Source organism: Lacticaseibacillus mingshuiensis, from assembly GCF_016861785.1.
Taxonomy (GTDB): Bacteria; Bacillota; Bacilli; order Lactobacillales; family Lactobacillaceae; genus Lacticaseibacillus; species Lacticaseibacillus mingshuiensis.
Genome location: NZ_BOLS01000002.1, coordinates 142,256 through 156,505, shown reverse-complemented (window position 1 = coordinate 156,505; position 14,250 = coordinate 142,256). Strand labels below are relative to the sequence as shown.

The following is a 14,250-nucleotide window of genomic DNA, read 5'->3' as shown; positions in this document are numbered from 1 at the left end:
TTTTTTTTCGAAATAAGGATGTGAGTCAATGTTTACGATCGTGATGCAACACTTGCGCGGCAAGGCCCGCCTCGCATTTTTTGCCGCGCCGTTGATCATGTTGGGCGAAGTCTTCTGCGACCTGCAGCAACCGACCCTGATGTCTCAGATCATCGACAACGGACTGGCCAAAGGGGACATGGGCTATGTGATCAGGCACTCGGCGCTGATGCTGCTGTTTGCGGTGCTGGGGCTGCTGTGCGGCGCAGGCTCCGGCGTGTTTGGCACCATCGCGTCGCTGAAAATGGGCGAGGCGCTGCGCAGCCACATGCTCCAAGTCGCCTTGGAAAATCGGGACCCGGCTGGTTTGAAGCCGGCGACTTTGATCACCCGTATCACCAACGATGTTACCCAGATGCAAAACCTGGTGATGATGGTGACCCGCGGCATGGTGCGCTCGCCGATGCTGTTGTTTGGGGGCATCGTGATGTCCGTCATCGTGTGCCCAAACTTGGCGCCGATTCTGTTGATCGCGATGCCACTCTTGGTGATCTTCATGCTGGTCATCGTGCGCCGCAGCATTCCGCTGTACACGAAGATGCAGCAAGCCGTCGACCGGGTGAACCTGGTGATGCGGGAAAATCTGCAGGGCGCCAAGACCATCAAGGCTTATGTGCTGGAAGATCATCAAAAGACTCAGTTTGACGACGACAACGTCAACTTGCAGGACACGAGCTTACGCGCGGCCATGGCGACGGTTCCGCTTGCGCCGGTCATTCAGTTGGTGTTGAACCTCGGCGTCGTGGCGGCGCTCGCCTATGGTGGCAACCTGACCATTGCCGGCGCGATCAGTGATGGCCAGATCATCGCCTTCGTGAACTACATGATCCAGATCACCAACGCGATGGTCCAGACCGTCAACATCATCACCGCTTTTTCCCGCGCCATCACCAGTGCGACCCGGGTGCAGGCGGTTCTGGCTGAAACGCCGAAGCCGCAGGAATTGCCCACGACGCCGGCGACCCCGCAGGATAGCAGCATTGCCTTTGACAACGTCACATTCGGCTATCAACAAAGCGAGCCGATCTTGGATCAATTGACCTTCACGGTGCCGGCGGGTGGCTGGTTGGGCATTATCGGTGCGACCGGCAGTGGTAAGTCCTCTGTGATCAATCTGCTGACCCGGACGTATGACGCCTATACCGGCTCGATCACGATCGGCGGCGCGGATATCCAGCAGATGCCACTGACGGCGGTGCACCGGGAAGTCGCCGTAGCCTTGCAGGACTCCCTGCTGTTTTCCGGCACAATCAAAAGCAATCTCGTGTACGGTGCGCCGGCTGCGACGACCCCGCAGCTTCAAGCGGCCGCAGACATTGCGGCGGCCACTGAGTTCATCGCCCCGCGGGACCTCGGCTTTGACGCCCCTGTTGAACAGCTCGGGAAAAATTTTTCCGGCGGTCAGCGCCAGCGCCTGAACATCGCCCGGGTGGTGGTGCCGGATGCGCCGATTCTCGTGATGGACGATGCCACCTCTGCCGTGGATCAGGTCACCAATGCGGCGATCAAGGCCAACTTGGCCAAGGCGCGGCGGGATAAGACCACCGTGATCATTTCCCAGCGCGTGACCAACGTGATGGATTGTGATCAGATCATCGTGCTGGATGGCGGACGCATCGCCGCGCGGGGCACGCATGACGAGTTGCTCACTCGCTCGCCGTTTTATGCGCAGCTCGTGCAGACGCAGTTAGGAGGCGAGTAGCATGGACATGAGACGACATGGCCCGCGCAACATCCATCAGGAAAAAGTCATTCTGGTCGATTGGAAACAGACGGTCCGCCGCGTGTGGGGGTACCTCGAAGGCGGCCGGACAAAATTGGTGATCGTGTTTGCGTTGACACTGTTGACGACCCTGGTCACCATTCTCGGCACCCGGCTGAACGGCATCGTGATCGACCAATACATCGCCAAGGGGCTGGTGAAGACCCTGATGCTGGTCTGCGGCGGAATGGCTGTGATCTATGCGGTGTCGGCGGTCTGCACGTATTTTCAAAATGCCTTGATCATCGGCGTCGCCCAGCGCACGTCGACGCGAATCCGGGGCGATGTGTTCGCCAACATGCAGCGCCTGCCGATGCGGTATTTCGACACGCATGACAACGGCGACATCATGAGCCGGCTGACAAATGATGTCGATAACATCAATACGGCCCTGATGCAGACCTTCGTCCAGCTGTTCACCGGCATCATCAGCGTCGTTGGGGTGGGGCTGGCGATGATCTTACTGTCGCCGCTTTTGACCCTGATCGCCTTGGCTGCCTCGTTTGTCACGTTCTTGTTCACCCGCGCGGTGTCGCATGTGACGCAAAAGGCTTTTGCCACCCAACAAGACAAGCTTGGCAGCCTCAACACGCAGATCGAAGAATCCGTTTCCGGCAAACAGGTCGTGCAGCTGTTCGACCATCTCGACGAAACGATGGCGACGTTTGATCGGACCAATGCGCAGTACACCGCGGCGGCCATTAAGGCGCAGACTTTTTCCAGCATGATCGGCCCGTTTTTCAACATGACCAACAATATCGCGTATCTCTTGATCACAGCGGCCGGCGCGATCTCCATCATCACAGGCAACACCGCGGTGACGGTCGGGGTGATCTTCACCTTCCTGATCTACCTGCGCAACTTCACCGGCCCGATCAATAACGTGTTGGATCTGATCAACACCTTGCAGCTGTCGCTGGCTTCGGCGGAGCGCGTCTTCGCGTTGATCGATGAAAAACCGGAAGCGGACGCCCCAGATGCGGTCGCCATGCCGCAAACGACGGGCCATGTCCGCTTCGATGATGTGTCATTTGCCTATGACACGCGGCCGATCTTGACTGATGTCAGTTTGACCGCTGAACCCGGGCAGGTCGTCGCGCTGGTCGGACCGACTGGCGCCGGCAAGACGACGATCATGAATCTCCTGACCAACCTGTATCCGCTGCAAAAAGGGCGGGTGCTGCTGGACGGGGTGGATGTCGCACATATTCGCCGGGCGGATCTGCGGCGCCTCGTCACCGTGGTGCAACAGGAACCCTACCTCTTTTCCCTGTCGATCAAGGAAAATATTCGGCTGGGGCGACCAAGTGCAACGGATGAAGAGGTGATCCAAGCGGCAAAAAATGCTGGGGCGGATTCCTTCATCAGCCAGCTGCCGGAGGGATATAACACTGAGCTTAGCGAAAATGCGGCCAGTTTGTCGCAGGGCCAGCGCCAGCTCTTGAGTATTGCGCGCGCCTTCACCGCCGCTGCACCGGTCCTGGTGCTGGATGAGGCGACCGCGTCGATCGACTCCAACACCGAAGCCGCGGTGCAACGCGCCATGACCGCCTTGATGGCCGACAAGACCAGTTTCGTGATCGCCCACCGGTTGTCGACCATTCGCCGCGCGGATCAGATCTTGGTGATCGACGGCGGACGCGTCATCGAGCGTGGCACCCATGAGGCCTTGCTTAAGCAAAATGGCTTTTACGCGAAGCTCTACTACAGCCAATTCGATACCGCTTCGGCATAAAAAATCAGGCGCACCCGGGTCTTCCGGATGTGCCTGACTTTTTACGGTTCTGTATAGTGGTCATGTTGAGATTCGTCGCCGGCGACCAGCGAACGGAAATTCAAGAAGCCGGCGTTGAGTCCGCGCAGGAGGACCTCCGCGGACCCCAGGTTGGTGGCCAGCGGGACATTGTACACATCGGCGAGCCGGATCAGCGCATTCACATCAGGTTCATGCGGCTGGGCGGTCAGCGGATCGCGCAAAAAGATCACGAGGTCCAACTGATTCTGGGCAATGAGCGCGCCGATCTCCTGGTCGCCGCCAAGTGGCCCGGAGTTGAACGCATGCACCGGCAAGCCCGTCTCCTCAGCGACCAGCTGGCCAGTATGTCCGGTCGCAAACAACTCATGTCCCTGCAAAAAAGGCTGGTACGCCCGCACCAGCTGGCGCATCATTGGCTTTTTCTCATCATGCGCGATCAACGCGATCTTCATTTTTTTCACCTCGCTTCTATTATACAGGATAACTGAAGCGGAAAGGGCGGAGAGAGACTGGCATCTCCTCTCGTCGAACTTCTTTACTTATTTTGCGGAAGCCCCTGGCCGCAGCCCACCCGAGCGAAACCACAAACTCAGCTTTTTGAACTTCTGATGTCTGATGTCGTGGCGAGTCAAAATCTTTGCCTTTTTTGCCAAACGGGGTTAACCTTTTCGGCAAACAGGGAGGCGAGCAAAATGGCGTTGGAGACGGTTTTGCAGGCAATGGCGGACAACGCGGTGAAAGTGGACAGCAGCGATCCGGCTGTGATCGCGCTGGTCTTTGCGTTGTCCGATTACTGGCCAGCCGCGCCGGTGAGCAACCGTGTGGCGACCAAAGTGGATCCTCGGCAGTTCCGCGCCGCGGTGGCTGGGCAGCTGCTGGATCCCGCCAACCAGAACATCGAGCTGACTCTTGCGCCGACGCATGCGGCGCTGGCCCGCTATTTTGACGAAGACGCTGGGGCGGTCCGCGCGCTATTTTCCGCAAGTGCGCCGTATCGCATCCGCCTCCTTGCGCCGACGCACCTTGTCTTCATCAAGAAGGCGCTGCCCTGAGCCACGCAAGAATTCGCCGCTGCGGGTAAAAATCGCGTCGAGCTCGCCCCGCCATCTCTGCTATACTGAAATCAAACGAAGAACGGGGTGGCAATGTGCAAAAAATCAAAGTGATGACCGTATTTGGCACGCGGCCGGAAGCAATCAAGATGGCGCCGGTCGTGCTCGCGCTGAAAAAAGATCCAGCGCATTTTGAAACGGTGGTCACGGTCACCGCGCAGCACCGTGAAATGCTCGATCAGGTGCTGGCGATCTTTCACATCACGCCGGATCATGATCTGAACATCATGAAGCGGCGCCAGACGCTCGATGGCATCACCAGCAATGTGCTCACCGAGCTGGGTAGCGTGATCGATGCGGAAAAGCCCGACATCATTTTGGTCCACGGCGACACGACCACCACGTTTGCGGCCAGCGTCGCAGCGTTTTATCATCACGTGGCGGTCGGCCATGTGGAAGCCGGGCTGCGTACCTGGAACAAGAACAGTCCGTATCCCGAGGAAATGAATCGCCAGCTGACTGATGTCCTGGCTGATCTGTATTTTGCGCCAACGGATCAGAGCCGCGCGAATCTGCTGCAGGAAAATCATCCCGCGGACCGCATTTTCGTGACGGGCAACACCGCCATTGATGCGCTGAAGGAAACGGTGCGGCCAGATTATCACCATGCCGTGCTCGACATGGTCGATCCGGCCAAACGCCTGATTCTGGTGACGATGCATCGGCGCGAAAACCTCGGCACCCCGATGCGGCGGGTCCTGACAGCGATGCGCGCCGTGATCGAGGCCCATCCGGATACCGAAATGATCTATCCGGTCCATCTCAATCCTGCCGTGCAGCAAGTCGCGCATGAGGTGCTGGACGGCTCGCCCCGCATTCATCTGATCGACCCGCTGGATGTGCTCGATTTTCATAATCTGGCGGCTCGCAGCAATTTCATCATGACCGATTCCGGTGGTGTGCAGGAAGAGGCGCCGTCGCTTGGCAAGCCGGTGCTGGTGTTGCGCGACACTACGGAGCGGCCGGAAGGGGTCACGGCCGGCACGCTGAAATTGGTCGGCACCGAGCCGGCCACGGTGACGGCGGCGATGACGCAATTGCTCGATGATCCGGCCGAGTATCAGCGCATGGCCAGCGCAAAAAATCCATACGGGGATGGCCACGCAACGGCGCGTATTTTGCAAGCCGTGCAGTATTATTTTGAGCAAGTACCAGAGGCGCCGCAGCCGTTTCGCGGCGGGGTAAAGGGGGAGCAGGCATGACATACGCAATGATCGGCACATGGGCGATGGCGCTGAGCGGCGTGCAGCGCGCCGCGGCGACACTGGCCGCAGATGGCACCGCGGGGGATGCGGTGGAGACCGCGATTCAGGTGATCGAAGATGATCCGTCGTTGACCTCGGTGGGCTATGGCGGGCTGCCGAATGAACAGGGCATGGTCCAACTGGATGGGGCCTACATGAACGGGGACAATTTTCAGATCGGTGCCGTCGCCGGCGTGGAAGATGTCGCAAGTCCGATCGCGTTGGCCCGGCTGCTGGCTAAGGAGCGCGTCAACAATTTTCTCGTCGGCACCGGCGCTGAGGCCTATGCGGATCAGCACGGCTTGGCACGGAAAAACATGCTGACAAGTGGCGCCAAGACCGCTTGGCAAAAACGGCAGGTGGAAGTCGGCCAAGGCGGGCGGCTGACCCCGTATGACGGCCATGACACGGTCGGCATGATTGCCCTGGATGCGCGCGGCCACATCCGCGTCGGCACCTCGACATCCGGGCTGTTCATGAAGCACGCGGGGCGGGTCGGGGATTCCCCACAGCCCGGCAATGGTTTTTACGCCGACAGCGCAGTGGGGGCGGCCGCCGCAACAGGCCTGGGCGAGGATCTGATGAAGCGGCCGCTGTGCTTTGAAATCGTGTCGCTGATGGCGCAGGGAATGCCGGTCCAAGAAGCGATGGACAAGGCCGTCTATACCTTCATCGATCAGCTCCAGGCGCGCAACGGGGCCGTGGGCGAATTTTCCTATATCGCGCTGGATCATCAGGGCAACTTCGGTGTGGCGACGAATGTTGAGTTCCAGTACGCGGTCTTCAGCGATCGCGTGGCGCCGCGGCTGTATCTGGCAATGCCGGGCAACGACCACCATGTCACCATCACGCCGGCATAAAAAAAATTCGATCAACGGGGGCGTCGCGACGCCTCCGTTTTTGTGCTCAGTTTTCCCCAAAACGGCTGGCGACTGAATTCTAGGCCCCGCTTTGATATAATTAACTTAATTAGGGGAAAGGAGCGGGCGTATGGCCAAGAAAAAGGCAAATCGGCACGCAAAAAAAACCGTCCAACGGTTGACGCCGGCGCAACAGGCGGCGATCAAAGACGGCCGCGTGCCGCTGGCGGATATGAAGCTGCCGCGCAAAGTCAAGTTCCGTGAATTTCTGAAAATGGCGTTCACGCGCATCAACGACGCGCAGATCGGGGCTGCGTCAGCGAGTTTGGCCTATTATGCGCTGCTTTCACTTTTTCCCATGCTGATCACGGTGGGGAACTTGCTGCCGGTGTTCGGCCTGAGTTACGAGAATATCAGCGGGTATCTCACGCAGGTAGTGCCAAGCGACATCATGAAATGGATCGACCCGATCATTTCAAACCTGCTCAATAGCACCAGCGGCGGCATCCTCTCGATTGGGGCCGTCGCCACGTTGTGGGCGGCGGGGCTTGGCATCAGCGGGCTGAAAAATGCGATGAACCGCGCGTACGGGGTGACCTCGTCCTCGAACTACCTGATTCAGCGGCTGCTGGCGATGGTGTCGATGTTTGTGTTGATCTTCCTGCTGGGTTCCGTCATGATTGCGTTTGCGTTTGGCCGCCAGTTCCTGGAATGGCTGGGGCCGATCGTGGGTCTGTCGGATGCCTGGCTGAACACCTTCAATGCGTTGCGGTGGCCGGTCACGGTGGCGGCACTGTTGATCGTGATCTTGTTCATCGATTACTTTTTGCCAAACGTTCGCGTGAAGTTTCGGACGATCTTGCCGGGTACCGCGTTCACCTCGGTAGGCTGGTTGCTGTTGGCTCAGGCGTTTTCTTGGTACATGAAGCAGTTCGGCACCCGGTACAACTCCTATGGGACGATTGGGACGCTGATCGTGTTATTGCTGTGGTTGAATTTTTCGGCGATGATGCTGCTGATCGGGGTGGTGCTCAATGCCGTGATCGCAGAATACTTCACAGGTGAGTTGCACCGTAGCCGCGGCAAGGTCCATGACTTTGTGCGCAAACGCGCAACGCATTTTCGCACCCAGCGCGATGCCCGCGCGGCCGAACATGAGGTCGAAGAAACAACGTCGCTCAATGAATAAAATAAGCCTGTCGCACGCACAATCTGCAATTGCGTTGCGACAGGCTTTTTGGTTTGGGTGAGTGGGGGAAGCTGCTGCGGTTTGAGCGCGTGTCAGTTTGCGAGCAGCTTGGCGATGTCTGGGGCGATCTTATCCGGCGTGGTCTTTGGAGCGTAACGCTTGACCACATTGCCGTTTTGGTCGACCAGAAACTTGGTGAAATTCCACTTGATCGCCTTGCCAAGCGCACCCGGCGCGGCGTCCTTGAGCGCGTCGAACAGCGGCAGGGCATCGTCGCCGTTGACGCTGACCAGGCTGTGCATCGGGAAGGTCACGCCATATGTGGTGCGGCAGGCCTCCGCTGCGGCTTGCCCGTCTGCCAGCTCCTGATGGAATTGATCAGACGGAAAGCCCAGCACGACCAGCCCTTGGTCCTTGTATTCCTGATACAGCGCCTCAAGCCCTGCAAACTGCGGGGAAAAGCCACACTTGGTCGCCGTGTTCACGATCAAAAGCGGATGCCCTGCGTATTTTGCTAGGGTGTAGTCTGTCCCGTCTTCGAGCGTCACTTGTTCATCATAGATCGACATCTCTTTCGCCTTCTTTCTGTCTTCATTATACACTTTCGTTTTGTAAGCGTGCTCGTTGCTTTGGCCAGACGAAAAAAGACCGCCGCAGCGATCTTTTTTGCCCAATTACATGGCGGCTTGTTTATCGACCAAGTCCTTCGTGAATTTTTCAAGGGCGGTGATGTCATCGGCTTCTGGGGCGAGGTCGATCTTGACGTTCGTCGCGCCTTGCGTGGCACCGGTCTCGGCGAATGCCTTGGCGAAGTCGTCGACGCTTGTCGCAAACGCGTCGTAGAATTTATCGCCACTGCCGCAGCAGCCGTACACTTTGCCGGTCAGGTCCAACTCTTTGAGATCCTCGTAAAAATCGACCGCTTCATCGGGCAGAACGCCGTCGCCAACATCCGAATACGTGTATGTTGCGACGACACAGATGTCCGCATCCTCAAAATCTTCGGCGACGGCCTGCGAAACTTCGGTGACCGTGGTGTCGACGCCATATTTTTGCAATTCGTCCTCAACGATGCCGGCGATCTCTTCATTGTTGCCGGTCATGCTGGCATAGACGATCTTTGCCACTACCATGTGCTAACTTCCTTCCATCCTTGCGTTTTGTCCTAAGCATTATAGCAGACAACCGGCGGGAAAAGAAAGGGTGCGAAGGTGCGCGGGATGGTGGGGCAGTCAACTTGGCTCAGGCGCTTGATAGCGTTCCTTGCTATCGAGTGGATGAGACAGTTGAGTGTCCCCACCATGCGCACCGTAGCCCGACTGGAAAGGGTGCGAAGCCGAGCGTTTAGGGGTGGGCAGGTAGTGCGGTCTGGGCGGTTGATGGCGCACTTTGCCATCGAGCGACCGGGCCGACTACCTGCCCCGCGGTGCCCGACTGGGAAAGGGTACGGCGGTGCGCGGGATGGAATGCCCCCCACCAATGCCCCTACCTGTTTTCACTTGCATCTTGTGTTACACTAAGTTTTGAAAATATTGAAGCAGAATGCCATTTTAAATAGGAGATGCGAATTTTGATCACATTAAAGTCGCCGCGTGAAATTGAGGGCATGGCAAAGTCCGGCGCGATCTTGGCCGGGATGCATAAGGCCGTCGCAGAGATCATCAAACCAGGGGTATCGAGCTGGGAGATCGAAAAAGTCGGCCGTGAATATATTGAAAGTCACGGGGCGATTCCCGCGGAACTTGGTTTTGAAGGCTATAAATACGCCACCTGCGTCTCGATCAACGATGAAGTTGCGCATGCGGTGCCGCGCAAGGGCCTCTTTTTAAAGGAAGGCGACATTGTGGCGGTCGATACCGTCGTCGACTTCAACGGCTACTTCAGCGACTCTTGCTGGACATACGCGGTCGGTCAGATCTCTGAGGAAAAACAGAAACTGATGGATGTCACCAAGAAGGCGTTGTATCTTGGCATCGATCAGGCCGTTGTCGGCAACCGGCTCGGCGATATCGGCTATGCGATTCAGCATTATACCGAAGATGAAAATGGGTACGGGGATGTCCGCGACCTGATCGGCCATGGTATTCAGCCCACGATGCACGAAGCGCCAAATGTGCCGCATTACGGCGAGCCCGGCCACGGCCTGCGTTTGAAGGCTGGCATGACCATCACGATCGAGCCGATGATCACCACCGGCACCTGGAAGATCAAGGCTAAGCAGGTCCCGAACGACGATTGGGAATATTATGTGACCGCCGATGGTTCCCCTTGCGCCCAATATGAGCACACGTTGGTCATCACCGATGACGGCCCGAAGATCTTGACCAGTCAGGATCCAGAGTTTGACGCAAAATATCTCCTGTAACGATCACCTATCCAGAGGCGGGTCATCCCAGCGATGACCCGTTTTGTGTGTCAGGGTGCGAAGGCCCGCGGGATGGTCGAGTAGCTAGATTGGCTCGTGAGCTTGAGGCGGTCTTCGCCTCGAGTGCACGAGCCAACTAGATACCTCGACCATGCGGGCCGGAACCCAACTACAAAAGGGTGTGGCGGTCCGCGGTCAGCACCTTGCGCCGTTCATAAGCCAAAAAAGTTGCATGAAAGCCGTTCGTTATCTAGAATGGAAAAGGCTTTTCTTCAAAAAGAGTAACGCTTTTCGCGAGTTCGCCCCGCGGCTTGCGGGCAAGCGTATACTTCAGCATGGAGTTAATCAAAAAGTGAAGGGTTCTGATGGATTGGTAACAGCACAGGCGCCAGGCAAATTGTATGTGGCTGGTGAATATGCAGTCGTTGAAACGGGGTACCCCGCGATCATCGTCGCAGTGGATCAGTTTGTGACCGTGAACGTGACGGCCGCAGCCGATGCCTATGGGAGCATTATCTCCAAACAGTACCAGGAGAATTCCCTTTTTTGGCAGCGCAATGGCGACGAGATGGTCTTCGACAACCGCGATAATCCGTTTCACTATATTCTCTCGGCGATCAAGCTCACCGAGACATATGCCCGCGAGCAGGGGAAAGACCTTGCGCTGTATCGCCTGGACATCGATTCGGACCTCGATTCGACTGATGGCAAAAAATACGGGCTGGGCAGCTCTGCGGCGGTCACTGTGGCGACGGTCAAGGCGCTGAATCTGTTTTACCAATTGAACATGACCCCGGACATGATCTACAAACTCGCCGCGATCGCCCATCTGGACATCCAGGGCAACGGCAGCCTGGGCGATATCGCCGCGTCTGTGTATGGCGGCTGGATCGCCTATCGCAGTTTCGATAAGAGCTGGCTGGCAGCGCAGCGGCGCAATTATTCACTGAGTCAACTGATCACGATGGCTTGGCCGGAGCTGTCGATCGAATTGCTGACGGCACCGGCCGCATTGAAGTTGGTGATCGGCTGGACCGGCTCGCCGGCGTCAACCAGCCAGCTCGTCGACAAGATCGCGATCGCCAAGGCGGAAAAGCGGGCGCAGTACACCCAGTTTTTGGAAGCGAGCCGCGAGACCATCGAAAGCCTCATTCAGGGCTTCCGCGATAAGGCGTTGGAAAAGATTCAGGCGGGCATTCGCGAAAATCGTCGACTGTTGAATGAGCTTGCGGCCTTTTCCGGCGTCGCCATCGAAACGCCGAAGCTGACGACCATGTGTGATCTCGCCGAAGCGGTTGGCGGGGCCGCCAAGTCCTCCGGGGCAGGCGGCGGCGACTGCGGCATCGTCTTGCTGGATGAACAGATCGAGACCGCCCCGCTGTTTGATCAGTGGCGCGAACAGGCCATCGAGCCGTTGACATTTCAAGTTCATGAGTTGGCAAAATAAAGCGAGATAATAGATACACCTGGGCATGCATCGTGGCCTGGGTGTGTTTTTTTCTCGGGCAACAGCCTTTCCTTGGCCGAAAATTGGCCCCAGAAAAATTGCAGGACGCAGGATGATTTTTACCGAAATGTGACGCGCGACTGGCTGACTAAGTATGCGATAATCGCTCTGACAGGAGGGGTTCGCGATGAACAAGGGCAGGTTAGAGGCGTTCACGGATGCGGTGATCGCGATCGCGGCGACCATCATGGTGCTGGAGCTGCGGCCGCCAAAATCGGTCAGTCTCCGCGGTTTGGCGGCGGATTGGCCGATCATGGTTGCTTATGTGTTCAGCTTCACGATGATCTATGTGGTTTGGTATTCCCACCACAATCTTTTCAACAAGGCAAAGATCATCTCGACCCGGACATACCTCTTCAACGGTTTGTGGTTGTTCAGCCTGACCTTGGTGCCGGCCAGCACTGCCTGGGTGGGGCAGCACGCGGACAAAACACTGCCGGAAGTGGTTTACCTCGGGGTGCTCCTGCTATGGTCGCTGGCGTTTCAGCTGATGGACGAATCGGTGATCCAGGATAACCCCGGCATCAGTCGGGATGTCTCGAACAATGTGGCGGCGCGGCTGTGGCTGTATGGCGGGTATCTCGGCGGTATCTTGGTCGCGCTGGTGTGGCCGATCGGGGCGCTGCTCATTGTCGGCGGCATCAGTTTCGGGTTGACGGGCCAATTGTTGCGCACCAAGCCGACGCCGGTGAATAAGTAAAAAAAGATCGTGTCGAGATAATAATAGCCCGCGACGTTTTTTCCCGTCGCGGGCTTCTTCGTGTCAAAGCTTCAGAACCTTGTTGCTTCTAGTTGCAACGATGGTTCGCGACACTGCGAATAGCGGTGCTCTGTGACACTTTTGTCCAAAAACTATTACAGTGTGCTGGCCAAGGTGATCACAGTGCGCTGGCGCCATGGCTCGCCTGGTTGCAGGTGCAAGGCCCCATCATCTGGCGCGACGAGTGGCCGCAGCCCCGCGGCGATGTGGGGCTGGCCGACGATGCCGTTGAAGTTATCAACGGCGCTGATCTGCGGATACGAGCTGACGCAAAGGCCAGGCGCATCGGTCTCAAGGGCGAGTTGCCAAAGCGGCGCAGTTAGGGTGGCTGTCGTTTCCTTCGTCAGGCGGTCGACCACCGGCATCTCAACAGGTTTGCCGCCGAGGGTCAGCTGCTGATCCATGATCGTCTGAGCCGGGTCGCCAGTCAGGGCAAACGCGAGGTCGATCGTCGGCCGCAGTGCGACTGGTTCGCTGATCTCGATCCACCAGTCGATCGTCCAGTGGTTATCATTGTCCAAGGTGTGGGCGATCTTCACCTCGCGTGCGCCAGGCAGGCCATCCGCGCCATCCGGCAAGCGCAGGCTCATGATCAAGGTCGCGCTGTCGCCGTGGCGCTGCAGGTCGCCTTGCCAATTGAAATTCTGCCAGCCGTTGTGGGGATGCGAGGTGGCGTCTTGCAGGTCCGGTCCCAAGACGGCGCCAAATGTGCCCGGCCGCTCCAGATAATCCTGCAAGGTGACATAGCCTAACAACAGATTGGGATTGCCGCCTGGATGATGCGGACTTGGTAGGCGCAACCGCTGGACTCTGGCGCCAAAGGTGATGAAACTGAGCGACATTTCGCGATCATTTTCGATCGTATACTGGGTGATCTCCTGTTTGCCGACGCGCGCAAACAGCTTCGTGGATAATTGCATGCAACCGCTTCCCTTCGTACAGTTTCAAGGATACGGAAGAACAGTCTAAGAATCAATCAATTTTCGCCCTGTGACTAGGTTTTCTCATAATTCTCTGGTAGGGTGGAAAAGGTTCAAAGGGGGGCGTTTGCGATGCTGCATCGCTTGATGCGAAAATGTTATGGGTTATTGACAGCGGCATTCATTCTGGCGCTCGTTTATGCGTTTGGGGGCCGCACCTGGCTGCCGCGCACGGTCAAGCCGGTGCTGGATCCCGCTAGTTTTGCGGCCATCAGCGGCTGGGTCGTGGTCAACGCACTCCTTTTTTATCGGCATCACTTCCGGTTTCGCGACCTGCAGCTTGAGCAGATCGACACAATGGAAGGGCCGGTCTTTGAGGAATTTTGTGCATACCTGCTCAAGCGCAACGGCTTCAAACACATTCAGGTGACCAAACAATCCGGCGATCAGGGCATCGATGTCATCGGCACGAAAAAAAAGGCTCAAGTCGGTTTCCAGTGCAAACGGTATGAAGGCGTCGTCGGCAACAAGGCAGTGCAGGAGGCCTGGGCGGGCCAAAGCTTTTATAAACTCGATCAGGCGGCGGTCATCACCAACTCCGAATTTTCCGATTCGGCGCAGCAACTCGCCGAAGAGCTCGGGGTGATGTTGATCGACCGTAAGCAACTCAAGCGCCTCATGCGCCGGTTGCCGAATTAAAAACGGCAGGGCATGTGTCCTGTCGTTTTGTTTGCGA

General features: G+C 57.5%; 14 protein-coding genes. 10 read left to right on the top strand and 4 right to left on the bottom strand.

What is annotated here, in order from left to right; translation table 11 throughout:
• Window positions 1–28: 28 nt before the first annotated feature.
• Complete coding sequence (locus JUE67_RS02300; RefSeq protein ID WP_203626985.1) at window positions 29–1,741, top strand: ABC transporter ATP-binding protein; 1,713 nt, start codon at window positions 29–31, stop codon at window positions 1,739–1,741.
• A gap of 1 nt (window position 1,742) precedes the next feature.
• Entirely contained in the window at window positions 1,743–3,536 is a 1,794-nt protein-coding gene (locus tag JUE67_RS02295) for an ABC transporter ATP-binding protein (RefSeq protein WP_203626983.1), read from the top strand.
• Window positions 3,537–3,577: 41 nt separating this feature from the next.
• On the opposite strand, the gene mgsA is transcribed toward JUE67_RS02295, so the two are convergent.
• Window positions 3,578–4,009, bottom strand: coding sequence for a methylglyoxal synthase (gene mgsA, locus JUE67_RS02290; RefSeq protein WP_203626981.1), 432 nt, complete (start codon window positions 4,007–4,009; stop codon window positions 3,578–3,580).
• Between the two features lie 240 nt (window positions 4,010–4,249).
• On the opposite strand from mgsA, the gene JUE67_RS02285 reads away from it, so the two are divergent.
• The 4 genes from JUE67_RS02285 (at window position 4,250) to JUE67_RS02270 (ending at window position 7,962) form a co-directional block, all read left to right on the top strand.
• Window positions 4,250–4,609 carry a hypothetical protein gene (locus JUE67_RS02285; protein ID WP_203626979.1) on the top strand — a complete coding sequence of 120 codons (360 nt, stop codon included), beginning with the start codon at window positions 4,250–4,252 and terminating at the stop codon, window positions 4,607–4,609.
• 95 nt (window positions 4,610–4,704) lie between these two features.
• On the top strand, window positions 4,705–5,871 hold the full coding sequence (wecB, locus tag JUE67_RS02280; RefSeq protein WP_308440114.1) for a non-hydrolyzing UDP-N-acetylglucosamine 2-epimerase: 1,167 nt from the start codon (window positions 4,705–4,707) through the stop codon (window positions 5,869–5,871).
• Entirely contained in the window at window positions 5,868–6,773 is a 906-nt protein-coding gene (locus tag JUE67_RS02275; protein ID WP_203626977.1) for an isoaspartyl peptidase/L-asparaginase, read from the top strand. The genes wecB and JUE67_RS02275 overlap by 4 nt, the downstream gene beginning before the upstream one ends.
• Window positions 6,774–6,903: 130 nt before the next feature.
• Window positions 6,904–7,962, top strand: coding sequence for a YihY/virulence factor BrkB family protein (locus tag JUE67_RS02270; protein WP_125696971.1), 1,059 nt, complete (start codon window positions 6,904–6,906; stop codon window positions 7,960–7,962).
• 92 nt (window positions 7,963–8,054) lie between these two features.
• Here JUE67_RS02270 and JUE67_RS02265 read toward each other — a convergent pair whose 3' ends face one another.
• Together JUE67_RS02265 and JUE67_RS02260 are read right to left on the bottom strand one after the other, a co-directional pair.
• Window positions 8,055–8,531, bottom strand: a complete 477-nt coding sequence (locus tag JUE67_RS02265; RefSeq protein ID WP_203626975.1) for a glutathione peroxidase — start codon at window positions 8,529–8,531, stop codon at window positions 8,055–8,057.
• A gap of 105 nt (window positions 8,532–8,636) precedes the next feature.
• Window positions 8,637–9,095 (bottom strand): flavodoxin, encoded by a 459-nt coding sequence (locus tag JUE67_RS02260; RefSeq protein ID WP_125696973.1) that lies wholly within the window; start codon window positions 9,093–9,095, stop codon window positions 8,637–8,639.
• 437 nt (window positions 9,096–9,532) lie between these two features.
• Between JUE67_RS02260 and map the strand changes: the two genes are divergently transcribed.
• From map to JUE67_RS02245, 3 genes are all read left to right on the top strand, one after another.
• On the top strand, window positions 9,533–10,327 hold the full coding sequence (gene map / locus JUE67_RS02255; RefSeq protein ID WP_125696974.1) for a type I methionyl aminopeptidase: 795 nt from the start codon (window positions 9,533–9,535) through the stop codon (window positions 10,325–10,327).
• Between the two features lie 370 nt (window positions 10,328–10,697).
• Window positions 10,698–11,774, top strand: a complete 1,077-nt coding sequence (locus tag JUE67_RS02250; RefSeq protein WP_203627052.1) for a phosphomevalonate kinase — start codon at window positions 10,698–10,700, stop codon at window positions 11,772–11,774.
• A 187-nt stretch (window positions 11,775–11,961) separates the two neighbouring features.
• Complete coding sequence (locus JUE67_RS02245) at window positions 11,962–12,534, top strand: TMEM175 family protein (protein WP_203626973.1); 573 nt, start codon at window positions 11,962–11,964, stop codon at window positions 12,532–12,534.
• Between the two features lie 155 nt (window positions 12,535–12,689).
• Here JUE67_RS02245 and JUE67_RS02240 read toward each other — a convergent pair whose 3' ends face one another.
• Entirely contained in the window at window positions 12,690–13,514 is an 825-nt protein-coding gene (locus JUE67_RS02240; RefSeq protein WP_203626971.1) for an aldose epimerase family protein, read from the bottom strand.
• 132 nt (window positions 13,515–13,646) lie between these two features.
• Between JUE67_RS02240 and JUE67_RS02235 the strand changes: the two genes are divergently transcribed.
• Window positions 13,647–14,213, top strand: a complete 567-nt coding sequence (locus JUE67_RS02235; protein WP_373300908.1) for a restriction endonuclease — start codon at window positions 13,647–13,649, stop codon at window positions 14,211–14,213.
• Window positions 14,214–14,250 lie beyond the last annotated feature (37 nt).

Coding starts and splice junctions, on each gene's coding strand:
- JUE67_RS02265 (WP_203626975.1), bottom strand. CDS start 8,531: ATGTCGATCTATGATGAACAAGTGACGCTCGAAGACGGGACAGACTAC.
- JUE67_RS02260 (WP_125696973.1), bottom strand. CDS start 9,095: ATGGTAGTGGCAAAGATCGTCTATGCCAGCATGACCGGCAACAATGAA.
- JUE67_RS02270 (WP_125696971.1), top strand. CDS start 6,904: ATGGCCAAGAAAAAGGCAAATCGGCACGCAAAAAAAACCGTCCAACGG.
- JUE67_RS02245 (WP_203626973.1), top strand. CDS start 11,962: ATGAACAAGGGCAGGTTAGAGGCGTTCACGGATGCGGTGATCGCGATC.
- JUE67_RS02240 (WP_203626971.1), bottom strand. CDS start 13,514: ATGCAATTATCCACGAAGCTGTTTGCGCGCGTCGGCAAACAGGAGATC.
- JUE67_RS02285 (WP_203626979.1), top strand. CDS start 4,250: ATGGCGTTGGAGACGGTTTTGCAGGCAATGGCGGACAACGCGGTGAAA.
- mgsA (WP_203626981.1), bottom strand. CDS start 4,009: ATGAAGATCGCGTTGATCGCGCATGATGAGAAAAAGCCAATGATGCGC.
- JUE67_RS02235 (WP_373300908.1), top strand. CDS start 13,647: ATGCTGCATCGCTTGATGCGAAAATGTTATGGGTTATTGACAGCGGCA.
- JUE67_RS02275 (WP_203626977.1), top strand. CDS start 5,868: ATGACATACGCAATGATCGGCACATGGGCGATGGCGCTGAGCGGCGTG.
- JUE67_RS02300 (WP_203626985.1), top strand. CDS start 29: ATGTTTACGATCGTGATGCAACACTTGCGCGGCAAGGCCCGCCTCGCA.
- JUE67_RS02295 (WP_203626983.1), top strand. CDS start 1,743: ATGGACATGAGACGACATGGCCCGCGCAACATCCATCAGGAAAAAGTC.